This is a genomic window from Nonomuraea sp. NPDC050556 (assembly GCF_044457355.1).
GTDB lineage: Bacteria > Actinomycetota > Actinomycetes > Streptosporangiales > Streptosporangiaceae > Nonomuraea.
The window spans coordinates 3,486,053-3,507,387 of the sequence record NZ_JBITGU010000001.1 but is presented as its reverse complement, the minus strand read 5'-3'; the positions used below and the strand labels follow the sequence as shown (position 1 = coordinate 3,507,387).

At 70.1% G+C, this 21,335-nt stretch carries 24 protein-coding genes; 14 read left to right on the top strand and 10 right to left on the bottom strand.

Going from position 1 to position 21,335, the window contains the following annotated elements; translation table 11 throughout:
* Positions 1 to 18: 18 nt before the first annotated feature.
* Positions 19 to 2,181 carry a transglycosylase domain-containing protein gene (locus ACIBG8_RS16630; protein ID WP_397343593.1) on the bottom strand — a complete coding sequence of 721 codons (2,163 nt, stop codon included), beginning with the start codon at positions 2,179 to 2,181 and terminating at the stop codon, positions 19 to 21.
* 52 nt (positions 2,182 to 2,233) lie between these two features.
* On the bottom strand, positions 2,234 to 3,541 hold the full coding sequence (gene murA / locus ACIBG8_RS16625; protein WP_397343592.1) for a UDP-N-acetylglucosamine 1-carboxyvinyltransferase: 1,308 nt from the start codon (positions 3,539 to 3,541) through the stop codon (positions 2,234 to 2,236).
* Positions 3,542 to 3,604: 63 nt separating this feature from the next.
* On the opposite strand from murA, the gene ACIBG8_RS16620 reads away from it, so the two are divergent.
* Positions 3,605 to 4,150: a hypothetical protein gene (locus ACIBG8_RS16620; protein ID WP_397343591.1), complete on the top strand. Its 546-nt coding sequence runs from the start codon at positions 3,605 to 3,607 to the stop codon at positions 4,148 to 4,150.
* Here ACIBG8_RS16620 and ACIBG8_RS16615 read toward each other — a convergent pair.
* Positions 4,110 to 5,486 carry an amidase gene (locus tag ACIBG8_RS16615; RefSeq protein ID WP_397343590.1) on the bottom strand — a complete coding sequence of 459 codons (1,377 nt, stop codon included), beginning with the start codon at positions 5,484 to 5,486 and terminating at the stop codon, positions 4,110 to 4,112. The two genes, ACIBG8_RS16620 and ACIBG8_RS16615, sit on opposite strands and share 41 nt — an antisense overlap.
* A 162-nt stretch (positions 5,487 to 5,648) precedes the next feature.
* Between ACIBG8_RS16615 and ACIBG8_RS16610 the strand changes: the two genes are divergently transcribed.
* Positions 5,649 to 6,452, top strand: a complete 804-nt coding sequence (locus ACIBG8_RS16610; RefSeq protein WP_397343589.1) for a hypothetical protein — start codon at positions 5,649 to 5,651, stop codon at positions 6,450 to 6,452.
* Here ACIBG8_RS16610 and ybaK read toward each other — a convergent pair.
* On the bottom strand, positions 6,449 to 6,946 hold the full coding sequence (gene ybaK / locus ACIBG8_RS16605) for a Cys-tRNA(Pro) deacylase (RefSeq protein WP_397343588.1): 498 nt from the start codon (positions 6,944 to 6,946) through the stop codon (positions 6,449 to 6,451). The genes ACIBG8_RS16610 and ybaK overlap by 4 nt on opposite strands.
* Positions 6,947 to 7,207: 261 nt before the next feature.
* Here ybaK and fusA point away from each other — a divergent pair, with 261 nt between their 5' ends.
* Positions 7,208 to 9,121 (top strand): elongation factor G, encoded by a 1,914-nt coding sequence (gene fusA, locus ACIBG8_RS16600; RefSeq protein WP_397343587.1) that lies wholly within the window; start codon positions 7,208 to 7,210, stop codon positions 9,119 to 9,121.
* Here the strand turns inward: fusA and ACIBG8_RS16595 are convergent.
* Positions 9,118 to 9,486, bottom strand: a complete 369-nt coding sequence (locus ACIBG8_RS16595) for a nuclear transport factor 2 family protein (protein WP_397343586.1) — start codon at positions 9,484 to 9,486, stop codon at positions 9,118 to 9,120. The two genes, fusA and ACIBG8_RS16595, sit on opposite strands and share 4 nt — an antisense overlap.
* 57 nt (positions 9,487 to 9,543) lie before the next feature.
* On the opposite strand from ACIBG8_RS16595, the gene ACIBG8_RS16590 reads away from it, so the two are divergent.
* The 10 genes from ACIBG8_RS16590 to hisF all read left to right on the top strand — a co-directional run bounded on the left by ACIBG8_RS16590 (position 9,544) and on the right by hisF (position 16,345).
* Entirely contained in the window at positions 9,544 to 10,197 is a 654-nt protein-coding gene (locus ACIBG8_RS16590; RefSeq protein ID WP_397343585.1) for a TetR/AcrR family transcriptional regulator, read from the top strand.
* Positions 10,198 to 10,206: 9 nt separating this feature from the next.
* Positions 10,207 to 11,511, top strand: coding sequence for a histidinol dehydrogenase (gene hisD, locus ACIBG8_RS16585; protein ID WP_397343584.1), 1,305 nt, complete (start codon positions 10,207 to 10,209; stop codon positions 11,509 to 11,511).
* 120 nt (positions 11,512 to 11,631) lie between these two features.
* The gene (locus ACIBG8_RS16580) at positions 11,632 to 12,702 is read left to right on the top strand and encodes a histidinol-phosphate transaminase (RefSeq protein ID WP_397343583.1); all 1,071 of its coding nucleotides are present in this window, start codon (positions 11,632 to 11,634) and stop codon (positions 12,700 to 12,702) included.
* Entirely contained in the window at positions 12,699 to 13,292 is a 594-nt protein-coding gene (gene hisB / locus ACIBG8_RS16575; RefSeq protein WP_397343582.1) for an imidazoleglycerol-phosphate dehydratase HisB, read from the top strand. The genes ACIBG8_RS16580 and hisB overlap by 4 nt, the downstream gene beginning before the upstream one ends.
* Before the next feature lie 67 nt (positions 13,293 to 13,359).
* Positions 13,360 to 13,515, top strand: a complete 156-nt coding sequence (locus tag ACIBG8_RS16570; protein WP_397343581.1) for a hypothetical protein — start codon at positions 13,360 to 13,362, stop codon at positions 13,513 to 13,515.
* Positions 13,509 to 14,141, top strand: coding sequence for an imidazole glycerol phosphate synthase subunit HisH (hisH, locus tag ACIBG8_RS16565; protein WP_397343580.1), 633 nt, complete (start codon positions 13,509 to 13,511; stop codon positions 14,139 to 14,141). The genes ACIBG8_RS16570 and hisH overlap by 7 nt, the downstream gene beginning before the upstream one ends.
* Positions 14,138 to 14,467, top strand: coding sequence for a hypothetical protein (locus ACIBG8_RS16560; RefSeq protein WP_397343579.1), 330 nt, complete (start codon positions 14,138 to 14,140; stop codon positions 14,465 to 14,467). Before hisH ends, ACIBG8_RS16560 begins: the two co-directional genes overlap by 4 nt.
* A complete protein-coding gene (gene priA, locus ACIBG8_RS16555; RefSeq protein WP_397343578.1) occupies positions 14,467 to 15,195 on the top strand; it encodes a bifunctional 1-(5-phosphoribosyl)-5-((5-phosphoribosylamino)methylideneamino)imidazole-4-carboxamide isomerase/phosphoribosylanthranilate isomerase PriA in 729 nt (242 codons plus the stop codon). Before ACIBG8_RS16560 ends, priA begins: the two co-directional genes overlap by 1 nt.
* 2 nt (positions 15,196 to 15,197) lie before the next feature.
* Complete coding sequence (locus ACIBG8_RS16550; protein ID WP_397343577.1) at positions 15,198 to 15,587, top strand: Rid family hydrolase; 390 nt, start codon at positions 15,198 to 15,200, stop codon at positions 15,585 to 15,587.
* The gene (gene hisF, locus ACIBG8_RS16545; protein WP_397343576.1) at positions 15,584 to 16,345 is read left to right on the top strand and encodes an imidazole glycerol phosphate synthase subunit HisF; all 762 of its coding nucleotides are present in this window, start codon (positions 15,584 to 15,586) and stop codon (positions 16,343 to 16,345) included. Before ACIBG8_RS16550 ends, hisF begins: the two co-directional genes overlap by 4 nt.
* Positions 16,346 to 16,475: 130 nt before the next feature.
* Here the strand turns inward: hisF and ACIBG8_RS16540 are convergent, their stop codons facing one another.
* The 4 genes from ACIBG8_RS16540 to ACIBG8_RS16525 form a co-directional block, all read right to left on the bottom strand.
* Entirely contained in the window at positions 16,476 to 17,822 is a 1,347-nt protein-coding gene (locus tag ACIBG8_RS16540) for a glutamine synthetase family protein (RefSeq protein ID WP_397343575.1), read from the bottom strand.
* A gap of 51 nt (positions 17,823 to 17,873) precedes the next feature.
* Positions 17,874 to 18,035: a hypothetical protein gene (locus ACIBG8_RS16535; protein WP_397343574.1), complete on the bottom strand. Its 162-nt coding sequence runs from the start codon at positions 18,033 to 18,035 to the stop codon at positions 17,874 to 17,876.
* Between the two features lie 83 nt (positions 18,036 to 18,118).
* Positions 18,119 to 18,589 carry an ABA4-like family protein gene (locus ACIBG8_RS16530; protein ID WP_397343573.1) on the bottom strand — a complete coding sequence of 157 codons (471 nt, stop codon included), beginning with the start codon at positions 18,587 to 18,589 and terminating at the stop codon, positions 18,119 to 18,121.
* Positions 18,586 to 19,470, bottom strand: a complete 885-nt coding sequence (locus ACIBG8_RS16525; RefSeq protein WP_397343572.1) for a hypothetical protein — start codon at positions 19,468 to 19,470, stop codon at positions 18,586 to 18,588. The genes ACIBG8_RS16530 and ACIBG8_RS16525 overlap by 4 nt, the downstream gene beginning before the upstream one ends.
* A gap of 95 nt (positions 19,471 to 19,565) precedes the next feature.
* Here ACIBG8_RS16525 and ACIBG8_RS16520 point away from each other — a divergent pair, with 95 nt between their 5' ends.
* Positions 19,566 to 20,189, top strand: a complete 624-nt coding sequence (locus ACIBG8_RS16520; RefSeq protein ID WP_397343571.1) for a MerR family transcriptional regulator — start codon at positions 19,566 to 19,568, stop codon at positions 20,187 to 20,189.
* Between the two features lie 429 nt (positions 20,190 to 20,618).
* On the opposite strand, the gene ACIBG8_RS16515 is transcribed toward ACIBG8_RS16520, so the two are convergent.
* Positions 20,619 to 21,248, bottom strand: a complete 630-nt coding sequence (locus tag ACIBG8_RS16515) for a TIGR03085 family metal-binding protein (protein ID WP_397343570.1) — start codon at positions 21,246 to 21,248, stop codon at positions 20,619 to 20,621.
* Between the last annotated feature and the right edge of the window lie 87 nt (positions 21,249 to 21,335).

Below are 21,335 nucleotides of genomic sequence, written 5' to 3'. Positions count from 1 at the left end.
CGACACAGGAATTCCGTGTCAGTGACGGCGGTGGCGATGCTTGATCCGGAAGCCGAACCGGTGGTTCTTGGCCTGCTCGGCACGCTTCTCCGCGGCCATCGCCTCGGCCAGACCCGGGGTATAACCGCCGCCGAAACGTGACATGTCCGGCGAAGCGAACGCGGTCTCCGGCGTACGGCGGAGCGCGGACTCCATCGACGAGACCCAGATCGGCCCCGGCAGCGAAGCCCCCTGCACGGAGCCGAAGTACTCGTGCCCGATCCGCACCCCGGTCAGCGGGTAGCGGTAGGAGCCGCGGATGTCGCCGACGCTCACCGCCGCCGCCAGGTCGGGCGTGTACCCGGCGAACCACGCCGAGGTGTAGCCGTTGTTGGTGCCGGTCTTGCCCGCCGCCTGCCTGCCGATGCTCTGCCCGTGCATGGTGCCCTTGCTGAACACCCCGCGCAGGATGTAGTTGACCGCGTCGGCGACATGCCGGTCCAGCACCTGCTCGCAGGCGGGCGGCACGGCGGTGTGCAGCCCGGCCTGGTCGGCGATCTCCACGATCGCCATCGGACGGCAGTAGCGCCCGCGCGCGCCGAAGGCGGCGAACGACCCGGCCACGGTCACCGGGTCCATCTCGTTGACGCCGAGGGTGAACGTCGGCACCTCGCGCAGCGCCGAGCCGTCGGCGCGGGTGATGCCGAGCTCCTTGGCCGTCTCCACCACGTTGCAGAGGCCGACCTTGCGCTCCAGCATCATGTAGAAGATGTTCACCGACTTCCAGGTGCCGGTGGACAGGCTGTGCGGGCCGCCCTTGCCCTCGCCGCTGGCGTTGAAGATCTTGGCGGTCGGCGCGTTGACCGCGTTGCCCCGGCAGTCGCGGTAGCCCGCTGCGGGCACCAGCATCCCGGGCGTCTTGAAGCCCTGGTTGAACCGCCATCCCTGCTTGAGCGCGGTGGCCAGGGTGAACACCTTGAACGTCGAGCCCGCCTGGAACCCCATGCCGCCGCCGTGCGTGACGTCGGCGGGCAGGTTGAAGGTGGTGTTGGGGCCGTTGTTCTTGTTGCCGGGGTTGGTGCCGAACCGCTTGCTGGCCGCCATCGCCCTGATCCGCCCGGTGCCCGGCTCGACCATGGCCTCGGCGGCGACCTCGGTGTCCTCGGCGCGCACGTGACTGGCGATGGCCCGCTCCGCCGACTTCTGCGCGAGCGGGTCGAGGGTGGTCCTGATCGTCAGGCCGCCCCTGGCCATCCTGCGCCGGCGCTCGGCCTCGGTGTCGCCGAAGGCCGGGTTGGTGAGCAGCTCCCGCTGCACGTAGAGGCAGAAGTACGGATAACGGCTCTGGCCGCACCCGCCCGGCTCCGCGTGCAGCCTGATCGCCAGCTTGGCGCGCTTGGCCTTCTCCGCCTGCACCTTGGGGATCGCGCCGAGCTGGGCCATGCGGTCGAGCACGGTGTTGCGGCGCTGCTTGAGCCTGCTCTGCTGCTTGCGCCCGATGGACGGGTCGGTGGAGTAGGGGGCGCGCACCGCGCCGGCCAGCGTGGCCGCCTGGGTGAGGGTGAGCCGGGCCGCGCTCGTGGAGAAGAACCGCTGGGCGGCCGCTTCGATGCCGTAGGCGCCCGCGCCGAAGTAGGCGATGTTGAGGTAGCGCTCCAGGATCTCGTCCTTGCGGTACTTCTCCTCCAACGCTAGGGCGTACCGCAGCTCGGTGATCTTGCGGCCGACGTTGGGCGCCCTGGCCTTGTCCCGCTCGGCCTGCGTCTCGGCGTTCTCCACCAGGATGTTCTTCACGAGCTGCTGGGTGAGCGACGAACCGCCCTGCCTGATCCCGCCCGCCTGCGTGTTGGTCATCACGGCGCGTAGCGTGCCCTTGATGTCCAGCCCGGCGTGCTCGTAGAAGCGGGAGTCCTCGATCGCCACGATCGCCTTGCGCATCACCGGGGCCACCTGGTCCAGCGGCACCGTGGTGCGGTTGGCCTCGTAGAACGTGGCGAACTGCTGGCCGTTCTTGTCGAGCAACCGGGTGAGCTGCGGCAGCGGCTCCTCGCGCGGGGCGGGCGGCAGGTCGACGAACGTGGCGGCCACGCCCCTGGCGGTCAGCCCCGCCGCGCCCACGCCGGGCGCGGCCAGCGCGGCCGCCAGCAGCCCGGTGATCGCCCCTGCCAGTCCCAGCCCGCCGATGGCTTTCGCAACACTCACGAAAGATGATCTGCGACCGGAAGATCGCTACCAAACGCCCGGTTCTGGTTCTTTACCGTTGCCTGCGGATGTTAAGACCGAGTGAGGCGAACTGTTCGAAAGGCCGGTGATAGCCGCGCTCGATGTGGTGCACACCACGCAACGTGGACACCCCGTCGGCGACCGCGGCGGCCAGCACGGCGGAGAACCCGGCCCGGATGTCGGGCAGCGTCACGTCGGCGCCCTTGAGCTGAGAGACCCCGCGCACCACGGCCGAGTGCTTGGCGTTGGTGTCGTGGTAGCGGCAGGCGGGCCCGCCCAGGCACTGGTCGAACACCTCGATCTCGCACCCCATCTTCTGCAGCGCCGGCACGTACACCAGGCGGTTCTCGAAGACGGTCTCGTGCAGGACCGACATGCCCTGGCTCTGGGTGAACAGCACCATGAGCGGCGTCTGCCAGTCCGTCATGAACCCGGGGTGGGTGTCGGTCTGGACGGCGGCGCTGCGCATGCCCTCGGGCGGCTGGGTGGCGCACAGGTAGTCGTCGTTGATCTCGAACTGGGCGCCCATCCTGGCCAGCGTGGTGATCGCGGTGACCAGGCGGTCCTGATGGCAGCCGTGCACCCGCACCTGGCCGCCGGTGATCAGCCCGGCCGCCAGGTAGGAGAACGCCTCGATCCGGTCGCCGGCGAGCCACGTGGAGGCGCCGCGCAGGCTCTCCACGCCCTCGATGACGATGCGGCGGTCCGGCGACAGCTCGATGAGGGCGCCCATGCGCTGCAGGAACAGGGCCAGCTCGACGACCTCCGGCTCCATGGCCGCGTTCTTGAGCACCGTCTTGCCCTCGGCGAGCACCGCGGACATGAGGATCGTCTCGGTGGCGCCCACGCTCGGGTAGGGGAGCTCGATGCGGGTGCCGTTGAGCCGCTTGGCCTTGGCGTAGACGCCGCCCTCCTGGATCTCCACCTCGGCGCCCATCTGGCGCAGCGCCTCGACGTGGAAGTCGATGGGCCTGCGGCCGATGGGGTCGCCGCCGACGAGCGGCACGAACGCCTCGCCCGCCAGGTGCAGCAGGGGGCCGAGCATGAGGATGGGGATGCGGTTGAGCCCGGTGAACGCGTCAGGCACCCGTGGCCTGATCTCGGTGCCGGGCGCGATGTGGATCTCGGAGCCGGCTATCTCGACGTGGATGCCGAGCGCTTCGAGCATCGCCGCCGTGATGCCCACCTCGCCCACCTCTGGGGCGTTGTGGATCGTGCTCTCGCCGGTGCCGAGCATGGCCGCGACCATGTGCTTGGAGACACCGTTCTTGGACCCGCGTACCTCGACATCCCCTCGGAGCGGACCCGAGGGATCGATCAGCCACACCTCTTCGTTCACGGCTGAAGCCTAACGGGGAGATAGCATCGAGCAGGTTCGGACACACTTGTGAGGGGGAGTCGCGTGGCGAGGCAAGTGCGGGCTTTTGCGGTGACCTTCCTCGTGCTCGCCGCGCTCGGCGTGGCCGCCGGCCTCCTGTGGTCCTATCTCGCGCCGCGCGCGCCGTACATGGTCACCCCGCAGGGCACCACGCTGGCCGACCTCACCACGCAGGCACTCATCGGCGCGGACGGCTGGTTCGCCGCGATCACCGGCGGGATCGGCGTGGTGTGCGGGGTCGTGGGCTGGCTGGTGTCGCGGCGCGGCACCCAGCTCGCGGTGCTGGCCGGGCTCGCGGCGGGCGGCGTGGCGGCGGCGCTGCTCACGCTGTGGGTCGGCTCCGCCTTCACGCTCGGCGCCGTCACCGTCGAGGCGTCGGCCGTGCCCGGGGCGAAGATCGTCCCGGGGTCGCTCAGGCTGACCGCGTCCGGGGTGCTGGTCGCGTGGGCGTTCATGGCGACCGCGCTGTTCGGCGTGCTGGAGGCCGTCGCCGGATACCGCGAGTCGCCGCTGCGGCAGCCGTATGGCGTCAGGCCGGAAGAGTGGGACGGCGGGAGCCGTACCCTGTAGCGGTCTCGAAGGCCCGCGCCACCCGCAGGACCTGCGCGTCGGCGAACGGCCTGCCGACGATCTGCACCCCGACCGGCAGCCCCTCGGGCGTGAATCCGGCGGGGACCGAGGCGGCCGGGGCGTGCAGGACGCTGATCCAGTAGGCGCTGCGCATCCACGCCAGGTAGTCGGGCAGCTTCTCGCCGTTGATCTCGCTGACGTAGGGGTCCTCGACGGGGAACGGCGGGACCTGGCTGACCGGGGCGATCAGCACGTCGTAGGTGTCGAAGAAGGCGGCCGTGCGCTGGTAGAGGCCGCTGCGCAGCCGCTCGGCCCGGCCGAGGTCGGCGGCGGTGACCTTGCGTCCCTGCTCGACGTTCCATGCGGTGTTGGGGCCGAGGCCGTCGAGGTCGCCGAAGTTGAGCGCGAAGTACCAGGCGCGGTAGACGCGGAAGGCGTCGTCGGCGTCGGAGAGGTCGAGGTCGACCTGCTCGACGTGGGCGCCGAGCCCCTCGAACACGCCGGTCGCCGTCGCGGTGACCGCCGCCGTGCGGGGATCCACCGGGAGGCCGCCGAGATCGGGGGAGTAGGCAACCTTCAGGTTTTTCACCGATTTTTCGGGATCCGGGGTGAAGGTCTCCCTGATGGCGTACGGCGAGCGTGGGTCGAAACCGGCGATCACTGACATCATCAGCTCCACGTCCTCGACCGTCCTGGCCATGGGGCCGAGGACGGCCAGGGTGTTCCACGCCGTGCTCTCGTCGACGTCGGGGACGCGGCCGGGGGTGGGGCGGAGGCCGACGACGTTGCAGAAGGAGGCGGGGTTCCTGAGCGACCCGCCCATGTCGGACCCGTCGGCGAGGGGGACCATCCCGGCGGCGAGCGCGGCGGCGGCGCCACCGCTGCTCCCGCCCGCCGATTTGGTCAGATCGTAGGGGTTGCGCGTAGCCCCGAACACCTCGTTGACGGTGTGCGACCCGGTGCCGAACTCAGGCGTGTTGGTCTTCCCGACGGAGATCGCCCCAGCCTGCCGGAGCCGCTCAACAATAAGATCATCTTTTTCAGGGATATGTGACGAAAAAAGCGGCGACCCATAGGTAGTCCGGATATTCGCGGTATCCACGAGATCCTTGTGCGCCACCGGCACCCCGTGCAACGGTCCCTGCGGCTCCTGCGCATCCGCCCGTCTGGCCTGCTCCATCGCCTTTTCGGCGGCGAGCGTCACGATGGCGTTGACCTGCGGGTTGACCTGCTCGATGCGGTCGAGATGGGCCTGGAGCAGCTCGACGGCGCTCACCTGGCGGGTACGGACGAGGCGGGCCATCTCGGTGGCGCTGAGGTAGTGCAGTTCCGTCACATTCCCGATCCTCTCCCATCCCCTCGCGCGGGGCGACGGCAAGGGTTGCCCATTGATCGTCATTCGCCAGTCATGGGGCGACTACCTTCTGTAAAGTCTCCACTACTGCGAGAAAGGAGACTGGTCATGCCTCCTGGCCATAAGCATGAAATGCCCCTCGAAATGATCATGCAACGTCCTGCTTTCGCCCTGGAGCTCCTGGGCCTCGGCCTCCGTGCTTCCCCGGACGCTTACACCGACGCGCGTTGCGAGTCGGTGGAGCTCAACGAGCGCAGGCCCGTCGAGTACGCGGCCGACTCGGTCATCTCCGTCCGCGGACCTGACGGCGGGCGGCGCTTCGTGATCGTCGAGATGCAGAACACGTACAAGGAGGAGAAGTTCTGGGCATGGGCCGCCTACGTGGGCGGCCTCATGGGGCGATACAGGTGCCCGGTCATGCTGGTGGTGATCTGCCTGGATCAGGCGGACGCCGACAAGTACCGGCGGCGGTTCCTCCCGGACGACTCGTGCATCGTGCTGGCGATCGTGGTCGTCGGACCGAGCGAACTGCCTCTGCTACGCGACCGCGAGGACGTCCTCGCTTCACCCGAACTGGCCACGCTCGCGGCCGTCGCACATGCGGACCTCGAAACGGCCGCTGCGGTCGCGGACATTGTCGTCACTCTCGGCGACGAAAGGTCGTCGATTTACTACAGTTATCTGTGCATGCATCTCCCAGAGTCGATGCGCGCGCGTCTGGAGGCACTAATGGCGAAGTCCGTGTACGAGTACAGCGACCGCTTCACCCAGATCTTCGAGAATCGGGGGAGGGGCGCGAGTCTGGTCGCGGTCATGGGAGCGCGCGGAATGGAGCTCGACGACGTTCATCGAGCCCAGGTCGAGGCGTGCACTGACTGCGATCAACTGCAGCAGTGGATCGTCCGTGCGGCCACCGCCACCTCGGTGGAGGAGATCTTCGGCGACTAGCCGTCCTTGGCGATCCTGGCGGTGGTGGCTCGGGTTGCCTCGATGAGGTTCTTGGGCGCGGTCTCGATCTGGAGGCCGCGCCTTCCTGCTGAGAAGTAGATCGTCTCGAAGTCCAGCGCGGACTCGTCGACCACCGTGGGGAGCTGTTTGCGCTGGCCCAGGGGGCTGATGCCGCCCACCACGTAGCCGGTCACGCGCTCCACCTTCACCGCCTCGGCCATCGCGGCGCGCTTGCTGTTCAGGGCGGCGGCAAATGCCTTCAGGTCCAGTTTGCCGGATACCGGGACGACCGCTACTGCCAGGCCGCTGTCCACCTCGGCCACGAGGGTTTTGAAGATCTGGCCGTACGGCAGGCCCAGCGCGTCCGCCGCCTCCTCGCCGTAGGCCTGGGCGTTCGCGTCGTGGTCATAAGGGTGCAGGGTGAACTCCGCGCCCGCCTTGGTCAGCGCCACCGTGGCGGGGGTGCCCTGCCCGCCCTTCTTCGCCTTGCTCACACCGTCGATGGTATTACAGATCTACTTTGTAAAGGCACCAGCCGAAAATCGGTGTGATCCGTACGGAAAGATCAATACACTCGCCGGGTAACCAGGCGAGTGAAAGGGGACGGGCATGCGTGAGCGCACCGCTGCTGCCGTCCCCACGTCCGGGCACGAGGTGATCCTTGTGTCTTCCGTCGCGCGGTGTCTGCTGCGCGGCCTGCACCGCTGAAAAATCGCGCTGTCCTGCCATAAATCGTGCTGAAAGGGCACATGGCGATGCGCATTCGCAATATTGGCATTCTCGCCCACGTCGACGCCGGCAAGACGACCGTCACCGAGCGGATCCTCTACCTCACCGGCGCCACCCACAAGCGTGGCGAGGTGCACGACGGGACGACCGTGACCGACTTCGACCCCCAGGAGCGCGAGCGCGGCATCACCATCTTCGCCGCCGCCGTCAGCTGCGACTGGGCGGACCACCGGGTCAACCTGATCGACACCCCGGGCCACGTCGACTTCGCCGACGAGGTCGAGCGTTCCCTGAGGGTGCTCGACGGCGCGATCGCGGTGTTCGACGCCGTCGCGGGCGTCGAGCCGCAGAGCGAGTCGGTGTGGCGCCAGGCCGACAGGTACGGCGTGCCGAAGATCGCCTTCGTCAACAAGCTCGACCGCGCGGGCGCCGACCTCGACGCCGCGGCCGCGTCGATCCGTGACCGGCTGGACGTCGTCCCGCTGGTGGTCCAGCTGCCCATCGGTCGCGAGGACGGGTTCACCGGCGTGGTCGACCTCCTGCGGATGCGCGCCCTGACGTGGGGCGACGCTCTGGAGGAGGGGCCGGTTCCCGCTGAACTGGCCGACGAGGCGCTGAAGCGGCGCAGGCTGCTGGAGGAGGCGGTGGCCGAGCTGCATCCGGCCGTCCTGGAGGAGCTGGGGGCCGTCTCCGACGCGACGCTCGCGTCGGCGCTGCGCGACCTGACCCTGCAGGGGGCGGCCGTGGTGGTGCTGTGCGGCTCCGCCTACCGCAACCGCGGGATCGAGCCGCTGCTCGACGCCGTCGTCGCCTACCTGCCCGCGCCGCGGGACGCCGTGGCGGAGCCGTTCGCCGCCCTGGTGTTCAAGGTGGCCGGGCGGCTGACCTTCGTGCGCGTCTACGCGGGCACGCTCGGCAAGGGCGACACGGTGCTGGACGCGGCGGCCGGCCGTACGGAACGCGTGGGCAGGATCCTGCGCGTGCAGGCCGACCGGCACACCGAGGTACGGCGGGCCGTGGCGGGCGACATCGTGGCGCTGGCCGGGTCGAAGGCGCGCACCGGGGCCACCCTGTGCGCGCCGGAGAAACCCGTCCTGCTGGAGCCGCCGGTCGTGGCCGATCCCGTGGTGTCCGTCGCGGTCGAGGCCAGGTCGGGCACGGAGGCGGGACGGCTGGCGTCGGCGCTGGCGCGGCTGGTCGAGGAGGACCCGTCGCTGGCGGTCAGGAACGACGCGGAGACCGGGCAGACGCTGCTGTCCGGAATGGGCGAGCTGCACCTGGAGGTGGCGGTGGAGAAGATCCGCCGGGCGCACGGGCTGGCGGTCGGCGTCGGGCGTCCGCAGGTCTCCTTCCGCGAGACCGTCGTGCGCGGGGCGCCGGGGCTGCTGTACCGGCACGTCAAGCAGGACGGCGGCGCCGGGCAGTACGCCCACGTGGTGCTGGACGTGGAGCCGCACCCTGAGGGGTTCGCGTTCCGGTCGGCGGTGACCGGCGGGCGGGTGCCGCGCGAGTACGTGCGCGCGGTCGAGGCCGGGTGCCGTGACGCGCTGTCCAGCGGCCCGCTGGGCGGTCACCCGGTGACCGGCCTGCTGGTGACGCTCACCGACGGGGCGACGCATCCGAAGGACTCCTCGGAGCTCGCCTTCCGTACGGCGGGGCGGCTCGCGCTGCGCGAGGCGCTGGGGCGGTGCGTGATGGCGGTGCTGGAGCCGGTGGTCGAGGTGACGGTGACCGTACCGGACTCGATGGTCGGCGGGGTGCTGGGCGATCTGGCCGCGCGGCGCGGGCAGGTGTCGGGGTCGGTGGCGCGTGGCGGGGCGCTGGTGGTGACCGCCGTGGTGCCGCTGGCCGAGGTGTTCGGTTATGCGACTTCCCTGCGCAGCCGTACGCAGGGAAGAGGCACGTTCACCACCCGCCCGGCCGGTTATGTCTTGATTTAGCGGGGCGGGGCCTGGAGGGGGCCGATGTGCACGTTGGCGAGCTGCCATCGGTCCCCTTCGCGGACGGCGACGAGGGTGACGCGGAAGCGGCCCGAGTTGTCGTTGCCCGCCCAGGTGGTCTGCTGGTGCATGACGCCGATCACGACGGCCGCGTCGCCGTACTCGCGCGGCTGGGGGTTCTCGATGGTCACGACGCTGTTGACCAGGCCGTTGTCGAACCTGACGAGCCACTGGTCGCGGTCGAGGACGAAACCGAACGGGCCCACGCCGTGGAAGTCGGAGGCCAGGAGGGTGTCCAGGTGCTTGGCGTCGTTGGCCTGCTCGGCGGCGGCCCAGTGCTGGATGAGTTCCATGACGTCGGACATGTGCTCGCTCCTTTGCTAGGGTTACCCTAATCTTAGGGTAACCCTAGCGAGGTGGAAATGGGACTCCGGGAGCTCAAGAAGCGGCAGACGCGGCAGCTGATCATGGAGACGGCGTGGCGGCTGTTCGCGGATCGCGGCTTCGACCAGGTGACGGTCATCGAGATCGCGCGCGAGGCGCAGGTCTCCGAGGCCACCGTCTTCAACCACTTCCCGGCGAAGGAGGACCTGTTCTTCCTTCCGCTGGAAGCCTTCGGCGCGCGGCTGCTCGAGGCGGTCGGGTCGCGGGAGGGGTCGGTGGCGGCGGCCTTCCGGCGTTTCCTGGAGTCGAGCGGGGGACTGCTGGATCAGGCGGCGGCAGGAGATGCCGTGGCGCTGGAACGGCTGCGCACGATCAACCGGGTGATCTCCGCCAGCCCTGCTCTGCAGGCCAGGGAGCAGCAGGTGCTGGGGCGGGCCACGGAGGCGCTGGCCGAGGTGCTCGGGGGAGAGGTGGAGGCGTGGGTGGCGGCGCACGCGTTGATGGGCGTCCACCGCACGATGCTGGATTTCGTGCGGCGCGGGATCCTGGCGGGTGAGGAGCCGGAACGCCTCGCCTCCGGCGTCCGCACCCTGACCGAGACCGCCTTCGCCCTCCTGGAACGAGGGCTGGCCGGCTACGCGCCTGGTGTCCGGATCGTGGACAGAACGGGATTCAGGGGCCGGACTCCGTAGACTGGGCGGGTGATTTCCCGTATCGACCTGCGCGGTTCTCTTCCCGAGGACCTTCGCGACGTGCTGCCCCGTGCCGAACTCGACGTCGAGGCCGCCCTGGAGAAGGTGCGGCCCATCTGCGAGGACGTGCGCCATCGTGGGGCGGCAGCCGTACGGGAGCTGACCGCCAGGTTCGACGGTGTCGAGATCGCCTCCACCCGCGTCCCCGCCGGCGAGATCACGCAGGCGCTGGAGACGCTCGATCCTCGCGTCAGGCTGGCGCTGGAGGAGTCGATCAGGCGGGCCAGGCTGGTGCACCGGGATCAGCGGCGCACCGACACCACGACCCAGGTCGTTCCCGGCGGTACGGTCACCGAGCGCTGGGTGCCGGTCGACCGGGTCGGGCTCTACGTGCCCGGCGGCAGGGCGGTCTATCCGTCGTCGGTGGTCATGAACGTGGTCCCCGCCCAGGAGGCGGGGGTCGAGAGCCTGGCGGTCACGAGCCCGCCGCAGGAGGGCGGGCTGCCGCACCCCACGATCCTGGCCGCCTGCGCGCTGCTGGGCGTCGACGAGGTGTACGCCGTGGGCGGTGCGCAGGCGGTGGCGATGTTCGCCTACGGCACCGAGGAGTGCCGTCCGGTCACCATGGTCACCGGGCCGGGCAACATCTGGGTCGCCGCCGCCAAGCGCCTGCTCAAGGGCGTCATCGGCATCGACTCCGAGGCCGGTCCGACCGAGATCGCGGTCCTGGCCGACGACAGCGCCGACCCGGTGCACGTGGCGTCGGACCTGATCAGCCAGGCCGAGCACGACGTGATCGCGGCGGCGGTGCTGGTCACCGACAGCGTGGAGCTGGCCGAGGCGGTGGAGAAGGAGCTGCCTGGCCAGGTGGCCGCCACCAAGCACTCCGAGCGCATCGCGGAGGCGCTGTCCGGCAGGCAGTCGGGCATCGTGCTGGTCAACGACCTCGCCGACGGCATCAGGGTCGTGGACGCCTACGCGGCAGAGCACCTGGAGATCCACACCCGCCAGGCGGCGGAGGTGGCCGGAAGGATCAGGAACGCGGGGGCGATCTTCGTCGGCGCCTACGCGCCCGTCTCCCTCGGCGACTACCTCGCCGGGTCCAACCACGTGCTGCCCACCGGCGGCTGCGCCTGCCACTCCAGCGGACTGTCGGTGCAGTCGTTCCTGCGCGGCATCCACGTGATCGACTACACCCGCGAGGCCCTGGCCGAGGCGGCCGAGCACGTGACCGTGCTGGCCGACGCCGAAGACCTGCCCGCGCACGGCGCCGCGATCCGCGCCCGTTTCGACTGGAAGGTACCGGGCGCGTGAACCTGGACGACCTGCCGATCCGCGACGGCCTCATGTTCGACTGGAAGGTGCCCGGCGCGTGAACCTGCACCACCTGCCGATCCGCGACGGCCTCATGTTCGACTGGAAGGTACCGGGCGCGTGAACCTGGACGACCTGCCCATCCGCGACGACCTGAAGGGGCGCAAGCCGTACGGCGCGCCCCAGATCGACGTCCCGGTGCGGCTCAACACCAACGAGAACCCCTACCCGCCGTCCAAGGCGCTGGTCGACGACCTGGCCGAGGAGGTACGGCGGAGCGCGGCCGAGCTCAACCGCTACCCGGACCGGGACGCCACCGAGCTGCGCGCCCGGCTCGCCGACTACCTCGGTCACGACCTCACCCCCGACCGGCTCTGGGCGGCCAACGGCTCCAACGAGGTCCTGCAGCAGATCCTCCAGGCCTTCGGCGGCCCCGGCAGGACGGCCATCGGCTTCGAGCCGTCCTACGCCATGCACCCGATGATCAGCACCGGCACCGCCACCGAGTGGATCGGCGGCGTGCGCGAGGCCGACTTCTCGCTCGACCCGGACAAGGCGGTCGCGGCCGTAGAGGAGCACCGGCCCGCGATCGTGTTCCTGACCTCGCCGAACAACCCGACGGGCACGGCGCTGCCGCTGGAGACGATCGAGGCGGTCGCGAACGCCACCGACGGCATGGTCGTGGTGGACGAGGCCTACGCCGAGTTCGCCCGCACCGGCACGCCGTCCGCGCTGACGCTGCTGCCGAGCCACCCCAGGCTGATCGTGACGCGGACGATGTCGAAGGCGTTCGCGATGGCGGGCACCAGGCTCGGCTACCTCGCCGCCCACCCGGCCGTGGTCGAGGCGCTGCTGCTGGTGCGGCTGCCGTACCACCTGTCGACCCTCACCCAGACGGCGGCGCTGGTCGCGCTCAGGCACCGGCGCGAGCTGCTCGGCACCGTGGACGCGCTCCGCCAGGAGCGCGACGCGACGGTGGAGTGGCTGCGCGGCAAGGGGCTGGAGGTGGCCGACTCCGACGCCAACTTCGTGCTTTTCGGACGATTCCCCGACCGCCGGGCGGTGTGGGAGAAGCTCCTGGCGAACGGCGTGCTGATCCGTGAGGTGGGACCGCCAGAATGGCTGCGGGTGTCGATCGGCACCGGCGAGGAGATGGCGGCCTTCCGCGCCGCGATGGAGGAAGTTCTGTGAGCAGGATCGGCCGCGTCGAGCGGGCTACGAAGGAGACCTCGGTCCTGGTCGAGGTGAACCTCGACGGCACCGGGCAGGTCGACGTCGCCACCGGCGTCGGGTTCTACGACCACATGCTGGCCCAGCTGGGCAAGCACGGCCTGTTCGACCTGACCGTGAAGACCGAGGGCGACCTGCACATCGACTCCCACCACACGATCGAGGACACGGCGCTGGCGCTGGGCGCGGCCTTCCGCCAGGCGCTGGGCGACAAGTCCGGCATCAGGCGGTTCGGTAGCGCGTCGTGCCCGCTGGACGAGTCGCTCGCCCAGGTGACCGTCGACCTGTCGGGGCGGCCCTACCTCGTGCACTCCGAGCCCGAGGGCATGGCGCCGATGATCGGCCCCGAGTACGACACGACGATGACCAGGCACATCCTGGAGTCGTTCGTCGCCCAGGCGGCCATCTGCCTGCACGTGCACGTCCCCTACGGGCGCAACGCGCATCACATCGTGGAGTCGCAGTTCAAGGCGCTGGCCAGGGCGCTGCGCGAGGCGTCCGAGCTCGACCCCCGCGCCACCGGCGTCCCGAGCACCAAGGGGGTCCTGTGAACGAGCGAAGCGAGAGAACCATAAGCACGGTGTACATGTCGGTCATGTGGGCTCCGAAGGAGACCACATGACCGACAACACGATCGCGATCGCGCTGGCGTGTGTCGGGCTGTTCCTGGTCGGCGGCGTCATCTCTATGATCAAGCAGGGCTTGAAGATCGGCGCCGTCATCTGCGGCATCGGCGCGGCGCTGGCGATCACGGGGGCGGTGCTCTGGTGGTGAAGAAGATCGTCGTCCTCGACTACGGCTCGGGCAACCTGCGCTCCGCCGAGCGCGCCCTGGCCAGGGTCGGCGCTGACGTGACCGTGACGGCCGACTACGACACGGCCATGGACGCCGACGGCCTGGTCGTGCCGGGCGTGGGCGCGTTCGAGGCGTGCATGAGCGGGCTCAAGGGCGTGCGCGGCGAGCGCATCGTCGGGCGCAGGCTGTCGGCAGGCCGCCCGGTGCTGGGCATCTGCGTGGGCATGCAGATCCTCTTCGATCGCGGCGTCGAGCACGGCACGGAGACCGAGGGCTGCGGCGAGTGGCCCGGCACGGTCGAGCGCCTCGACGCGCCGGTGCTGCCGCACATGGGCTGGAACACCGTGAAGGCGCCCGCGGGAAGCGTGCTGTTCGACGGGCTCGACGCGGAGACGCGCTTCTACTTCGTGCACTCCTACGGCGTGCGCGAGTGGGAGCTCCAGCCGGGGGAGGGCTTCGCGCAGCCGCTGGTCACCTGGGCCGAGCACGGCGTGCCGTTCGTGGCCGCCGCGGAGAACGGCGCGCTCATGGGCACCCAGTTCCACCCGGAGAAGTCAGGGGACGCCGGGGCTGCCTTGCTGAAGAACTGGCTAGGGACGGTGTGAGCAAGGAGCGGGCCCGCCGCCGCGCCGAGCGCGAGGCGGAGCGGGCGCGTGCCGTCCAGAAGCACCACGACAGGCAGGCACGCAGGGCGCGCCGCCGGGCGCTGCTGAAGCGGCTCACCCCGCGCCCGACCAGGATCGCCAGGCCAGGCGGCATCGTCGCGCGCCGGCAGCGGGCGCAGAACGGGCTGATCGCGCTGATGTTCCTGCTCGTGCAGGTCGTCGTGTGGCTGGTCTGGTGGTCGTGGTGGGCCAGCCTGGCGGCGCTGGTGCTCTCCGTGCTGTTCGTCCCCGTTGTCATCACTCTTGCTTTCGACCGGAGGAACTGATGTCGCTCGTATTGCTGCCCGCCGTCGACGTGGCGGGCGGCCAGGCCGTACGCCTCGTGCAGGGGGAGGCGGGCACCGAGACCGGCTACGGCGACCCGCTCGCCGCCGCCCTCGCCTGGCAGGAGGCGGGCGCCGAGTGGCTGCATCTGGTCGACCTGGACGCCGCGTTCGGCCGCGGCTCGAACCGCGACCTCATCGGCGACGTGTGTAAGAGGATGGACATCAACGTCGAGCTGTCCGGCGGCATCCGCGACGACGCCTCGCTGGAGGCCGCGCTGGCCACCGGGTGCCGCAGGGTCAACATCGGCACGGCCGCGCTGGAGAACCCCGAGTGGTGTTCCAGGGTCATCGCCGAGCACGGCGACCGGGTGGCGATCGGGCTCGACGTGCGCGGCACGACGCTGGCCGGGCGCGGCTGGACGTCCGAGGGCGGCAACCTGTGGGAGGTTCTCGACCGCCTGGAGGCCGACGGGTGCGCCCGTTATGTCGTGACGGACGTGACCAAGGACGGCATGCTCCAGGGCCCCAACCTCGACCTTTACCGCCAGATCTGCTCCAAGACCGACAAGCCGGTCATCGCCAGTGGTGGCGTTTCCTCGCTCGACGACCTGACCGCGCTCGCCTCGCTCGTCCCCGATGGCGTCGAAGGTGCCATCGTGGGGAAGGCGCTGTACACCCAGGCGTTCACGCTTGAGGCCGCGCTGGCCGCGGTCGGAGGGGTGGGATGAGCATGGAGCGCGTCGGTGCGAGGGTGTTCTCCGGGGGGATCTGGGAGGACAAGTACGGCTATGCCAGGGCGGTCGTCGTCGGATCCAGGGTGCTGGTGTCCGGGTGCACGGCGACCGTCGAGGGCGAGGTGCGCAATCTCGGTGATCCGTACGGTCAGACGAAGACGGCCATCGGGATCGCGCTGGAAGCGGTGGAGAAGGCGGGCCTGACCCGCGAGGACGTGGTGATGGTCCGCTACTACGTGGTCGACCAGCGCCACTTCGACCAGGCGGGCTCCGCCATCGGCGAGGTGTTCGGCCAGGTCCGTCCCGCCTGCACGGGCGTGCGGGTGGCCGGGCTGGTGGACCCGCAGATGCTGGTCGAGGTCGAGATCGAGGCGGCGAGAGCATGACGGTCGCGGTGCGGGTCATCCCCTGCCTGGACGTCGACGCGGGGCGGGTGGTCAAGGGCGTCAACTTCGAGAACGTCCGCGACGCCGGCGACCCGGTCGAGCTGGCCAGGCGCTACGACGAGGAGGGCGCGGACGAGCTGACCTTCCTCGACATCACCGCCTCCTCCGGCGAGCGGGACACGATGTTCGACGTCGTCCGGCGTACGGCGGAGCAGGTGTTCATCCCGCTCACGGTCGGCGGCGGCGTGCGCAGCGTGGACGACGTCAACCGGCTGCTGCGCGCGGGCGCCGACAAGGTGTCGCTGAACACCGCGGCCATCGCCAGGCCCGAGCTGCTCACCGAGGCGTCGCGGCGCTTCGGCGCGCAGTGCGTGGTGCTGTCGGTGGACGCGCGGCGGGCTCCCGGCACGGCCAGCGGGTTCGAGGTGACCACGCACGGCGGCAGGCGCAGCGCCGGCCTCGACGCGGTGGAGTGGGCGGCCAGGGGGGAGGAGCTCGGGGTCGGGGAGATCCTGCTCAACTCCATGGACGGTGACGGCACGCTCGACGGCTACGACCTGGAGCTGATCCGGCTGGTCCGAGCCGCCGTCCGGGTGCCGGTGATCGCCAGCGGGGGAGCGGGCAAGCTCGCCGACTTCCCGCCCGCGGTCGCCGCGGGCGCGGACGCGGTGCTGGCTGCGTCGGTCTTCCACTTCGGCACCCTCAAGATCGCCGACGTGAAGGACACGCTGCGCCGGGCGGGCCACCCGGTCCGCTGACCCTTCCCGGCGCTTCCCTGGCGCCGTTACGGCGGCACGCCACCGCCGCTCGGTGACGCGTCCCTTGGAGGGACGGGTCCCCGTGCGGCGGGAGGCGGAGGGAACGGCCTGCCGTACCCCCTGGGGGTTTTCAGAAAACGCGCAGGTGGTTGAACGTCTCGTAGGCGGCGTCCTTGCCCTTGAAGGCCGTCGCCTCCGAGCGTTTCACCGCCAGATAGGCGGTACGGCGGAGCGGCCCGAGCGCCTCCATGAGCACCTCGTCGGCCTCCAGCGCGTCGAGCGCCTCGTCCAGCGACGCGGGCAGCCGCTGGTAGGCCGCCGGGTTGGTGTCCGGGTCGATGGTGACCGCCTCGCCAGGGTCGAGGCGGCGCCTGATGCCGTCCAGCCCCGCGTGCAGCACCGCCCCCAGCGACAGGTACGGGTTGGCGGAGGAGTCCGACGGCTTGAGCTCCAGGTTCTCCCCGCCCTCGCCCAGCGCCGAGCACACCCGCACGGCCGCCTCCCGGTTGTCCGGCCCCCACACCGCATAGGCGCTCGACCACATCCGGGGCGCCAGGCGACGGAAGCTGTTGACGCTGCCGCAGGTCAGCGCCGTCAGCGCGGGCAGGTGGGCGATGAGCCCGCCGACGAAGTGGGAGCGCAGGTCCGACTCGCCGTCGAACAGGTTGCGCGTGCCGTCCCACAGCGACAGGTGCAGGTGGCAGCCGTTGCCCGCCTGGTCGGCGATCGGCTTGGGCGCCAGCGACGCCCACATCGCCATCCGCAGCGCGACCCCGCGCACCGTCTCCCGGTAGAGCACCTGGTTGTCCGCTGCGCGCAGCGCGGGCGCGTGCCGTACGGACAACTCCTGCTGGCCCGCGCCGAGCTCCGGGTAGTAGTGCTCCACCTGGAGCCCCTGCCTCTCCAGCGCGCGGATCAGCCTCACCGTGTAGTCGTGCGCGGTGTCGAAGCCGGTGCCCGCGTAGCAGAGGCTGTCGTCGAGCGGCGCCAGCCGGTCGGGGCCGCCCGCCGGGTCGGGCAGGCGGCGGCCCAGGGTGAACTCCGGCTCGAACGCCGCGACGGCGGTGTAACCCTCCCCGGCCAGCTCGGCGATCGCGTCCTTCAAGAAGGTGCGCGGGCAGGCCGCCCACGGCGAGCCGTCCTGCGTGCGCAGGTCGGACAGCATGGCTGCGCCGCCGGGAGCATAGGGGAGGGGGACGAAGGTCGACGGGTCGGGTGTGATGCGCACCTCGCCGACCGGGCCCATCTGCTCGACCTCCTGGAGCTGGTCGAGCATGTTCATCGCCATCATCGCGACCGTGTGGCCGATCCCGGTGCCGATCCGCTCACCGAGACGCGACCTGGACGTGGCCTTGCCGCGAATCACGCCGCCATGGTCGGCGTAGAGGAACCGGACGAGCTCGATGCCCTCGATCTCGGCCCGTTCGATGACACGCTGCACGACCGGGTCGGTCGGGGTGTGGCGATCTCTCATCATCCTGTCTGCGTAACACGAACACGAGCGTCAACGCCAGACAGAGGCGGTGCGTCAGGTCAGAACAGCGCTAAAGAATGTGGCCAACTGGTTGGCGCCGTTGACAATCCCATCGAACACGCCGTTCACCGCGGCGGCGGCTTGAGCCGGCCGGGTGAACAGATAGAAGACCACGAACGCCACGAGCACGTACGTGAGTATCTTCTTGACCTGCATGGGGGGCCTCCTGCAGTCCGTTCCCAGCCGTATATACCCGGATCTGGGCGATCACTGGCACCTTCTTGAAGATGTTCTTGATCCTAACCGGGGGGCGTCTTTCCCGAGCCATGGTACGGGCAGAAGGTCTGGTGATCCGTGTCGGCGCGCCGAGCGGTCAGGCGGACGAGGAAGTACAGCGGCAGCGCGATCGGGGACAGCAGGACGGTGAACACCAGCATGGGCGCCATGACCAGGGGATGGACGCCGCGCTCCCGGCTGTCGAGATACATCCAGCGGCCGACGAACAGGTCCCAGGCGATGATCTGCGCCCACAGCGCGGCCAGGGCGTCCGGGTCGGTCACCAGCCGCTGCAGACCTTCCAGTGAGGGTCTCGTCACCACCGGCCAGAAGTCGGCGAACAGCGGCAGCATCAGCACCAGGTTCACCGCCACGGCAGGCAGGACGATGAGCGGTGAGGCGGCCACCCGGCGGGTGACCGACCACGTGGGCGCCAGGATCATCAGCGCCCAGAACGGGGCGGCCACGTAGAAGCTGAGGTCGAACAGGGTCATCGGACGGGTTCCTTACGGGTGACGGAGGCGGCGGCGCCGCCCAGGGTGACGACCAGCAGTACGGCGAGCGCGCTCAGGGTGAGCGCGTCGGGGTGGACGAGTGACTGGCCGCGCAGCGCCTGCCAGGTCACGATGCCCAGCAGCCCGGCGTAGGCGACCGTGGCCACCGCGGTCAGCCGCAGCGCCACGGCGGGGGAGACCAGGCGGGTCAGCGCGAACGCCAGCAGCGGCAGCAGTTGCAGGGCGTGCATGCCGATGAAGTGCGGCACCCGCAGGTCGCCGCCGACGGTGCTCCAGCCGAACAGCGGGAGCCCGGCCCCGCCGTCCTGGACGCCGACGCTGTGCGCGCCGGCCATGTCCTCGGCCCACGACTGGCCGGGGACGTGGACGACCATGAGGCCGCCGAGCGACAGGCCGATCGCGGAGATGACCAGGCCGGCGCGTACGGCCCAGGTCATGACGCGGTCGGCCTGGCGCTCCAGGAGTAAGAGGATCGCGGCGACGATGTTGGCCAGCAGCAGGACGCCGATGGTGACGCCCATGGCCTTCCATAGGGCGGCGTCGAGCTCGGTGGCCTCGTTGAAGTGGCTGTGCCTGTTCCTGGCCGCCTGGCCGAAGATGATCGCCACCTCGGCCGCGCCGGCGATCACCAGGGCGGTGCCCATCCACCAGCCCGTCCTGCTCGCCCGGTGGCGCAGGGAGAGCAGCCAGGCCCAGGTGAAGGAGTAGATGGCGAAGGAGGCGGCGAACTTGAGCGGCTTGGCCCAGAGGGGGACGCCGCCGAGGGTGCGCGGGTCGGTGAAGAACAGGACGAGGAAGACGGGGGTCAGGATCGCCATCAGGACGGCGAAGAACATGAGGGGACGGTGCCAGCGAAGCATTGGGGGGTCTCCTTAGATAGTGGATATTGCCACTTACTACTATCTATAGCTAAGCTATCCACGTACGGCAAGAGGGGATGTGAAAGAACGTGCGGATGGCGGAGCTCAGCCAGACGACAGGAGTCCCGGTCCCGACGATCAAGTTCTACATACGTGAGGGCCTGGTGCCCGCGGGGACGCCCACGGGGCGCAACCAGGCTGACTACGTGCAGGAACACGTGCGTCGGCTGCGGCTGGTGCGGGCGTTGACGCAGTACGGCATGGCGATCTCGGTGGTGCGGGAGCTGGTGGCGGCGCTGGATGATCCTGATCTGCCGCTGTTCCTGTTGCTGGGGGCGGCGCAGAAGACGATCACCGAGGTGGTGGAGCCGCCGGTCGGGGTGTCCAGGGAGAAGGCTGAGCGGCGGATGCTCGAGTTGCTTTCGGCTCGGGGGTGGCAGACGGAGCCGTTGGACGCGGGGACCCGGGCGGCGATCGGGGTGCTGGCGACGTTGGAGGAGCTGGGTCGGCAGGACGTGATCGATCGGTTGGACGATTACATGGCGGCGGCTGAGCAGCTGGCTTTGGCGGATCTGCGGGCGTTGGGGGATGTGAGTGATCGGGAGCGGGCTATCGAGCTGGTCATCATCGGGACGGCTCTGGGGGATGCGTTGACGGCTGCATTGCGGAGGATCGCGCAGGCGAACCTGGCGAAACCCCTTCTGGAGGCGGAGTCATAGCCCACCCCGAGGGGTCCTGAGAGGGCAGCGACCCCTGTGAGGGCCGAAGAGAGGGCACACCCTTCCGAGGGCCACCTTCCGAGGGGCGCCTTCCGAGGGGCGCCTTCCGAGGGGCGCCTTCCGAGGGGCGCCTTCCGAGGGGCGCCTTCCGAGGGGCGCCTTCCGAGGGGCGCCGTTCGAGGGGCGCCGTGGGGCCACCCCTCCCGAGGAAGTCGCTCGCCCTTCTGAGCGGGCGGCCCTCAGGAGCTCTCGAAGGTTCCGGGGTGTGGGGATTTCGGGGGCGCGGGGCCCCGGGGTGCAGGGGTGTGGGGTTTTCGGGGCTGCGGGGTCCCGAGGCGCCAGGGCCCCGGGTGCGGGGTTCCGGGGCCGCAGGGGGTGTGGGGTCCCGGGGTGTGGGTTCCGGGGTTCCGGGTGTGAGGGTTGGGGTGGTTAGAGGCCGAGGGGGGCGTTTGTGAGGCGGGCTGTGGCGGCGGTGTCGCCGGACAGCGTGACCTTCGCGTGAGCCTGCCGTCCGAAGCAGAACAGCAACAGCTCGCTGGCCTTCCCCGTCACCTCCACCTTCGGCCCCTCCTTGGGTCCGCCGAGCACCACCCCGCCCTCCGCCCGGTGCAACACCACCCCCACCGGTGACCTACGCAGCAGGACCCGAGCCCCCACGCTGAGCCGCTGCCAGAACAGGCGCTCCAGCTCGTCCGGCAGCTCCCGGGGCTCCCACGACGGCTGCGCCCGCCGTACGTCCTCGTGGTGGATGAACAGCTCAAGGGTGTTGACCAGCTCGTCGAGAAAGGGCATCAGCCCGTACACCCCGCCAGGCCGCCGCATCATCGACACGAGCTCAGGAAAGGGGTGCTTGGCCTTCATCCCGTCCTGCACGGAGGCCGTGTACCCGGCGAGCTGCTTGATCGTGATGCCCGGCCCGGCGTCCAGCCGCCGCTCGCGGGTCACCACATGAGCGGCCAGGTCGTAGGCGGACCACCCCTCGCACAACGTCGGTGCGTCTGGGCCGACCTGAAGGAACAGATCGCTGAGGGCGGAGCGTTCGGCGCGAGCGTGATTCACGTCCTCATCCTATGGAGGGAATAACCAGGTGATCTGACGTGATAGTCACTTGTATACAAGTTTTCCCCCTGTTGGAAGGATTCCCCC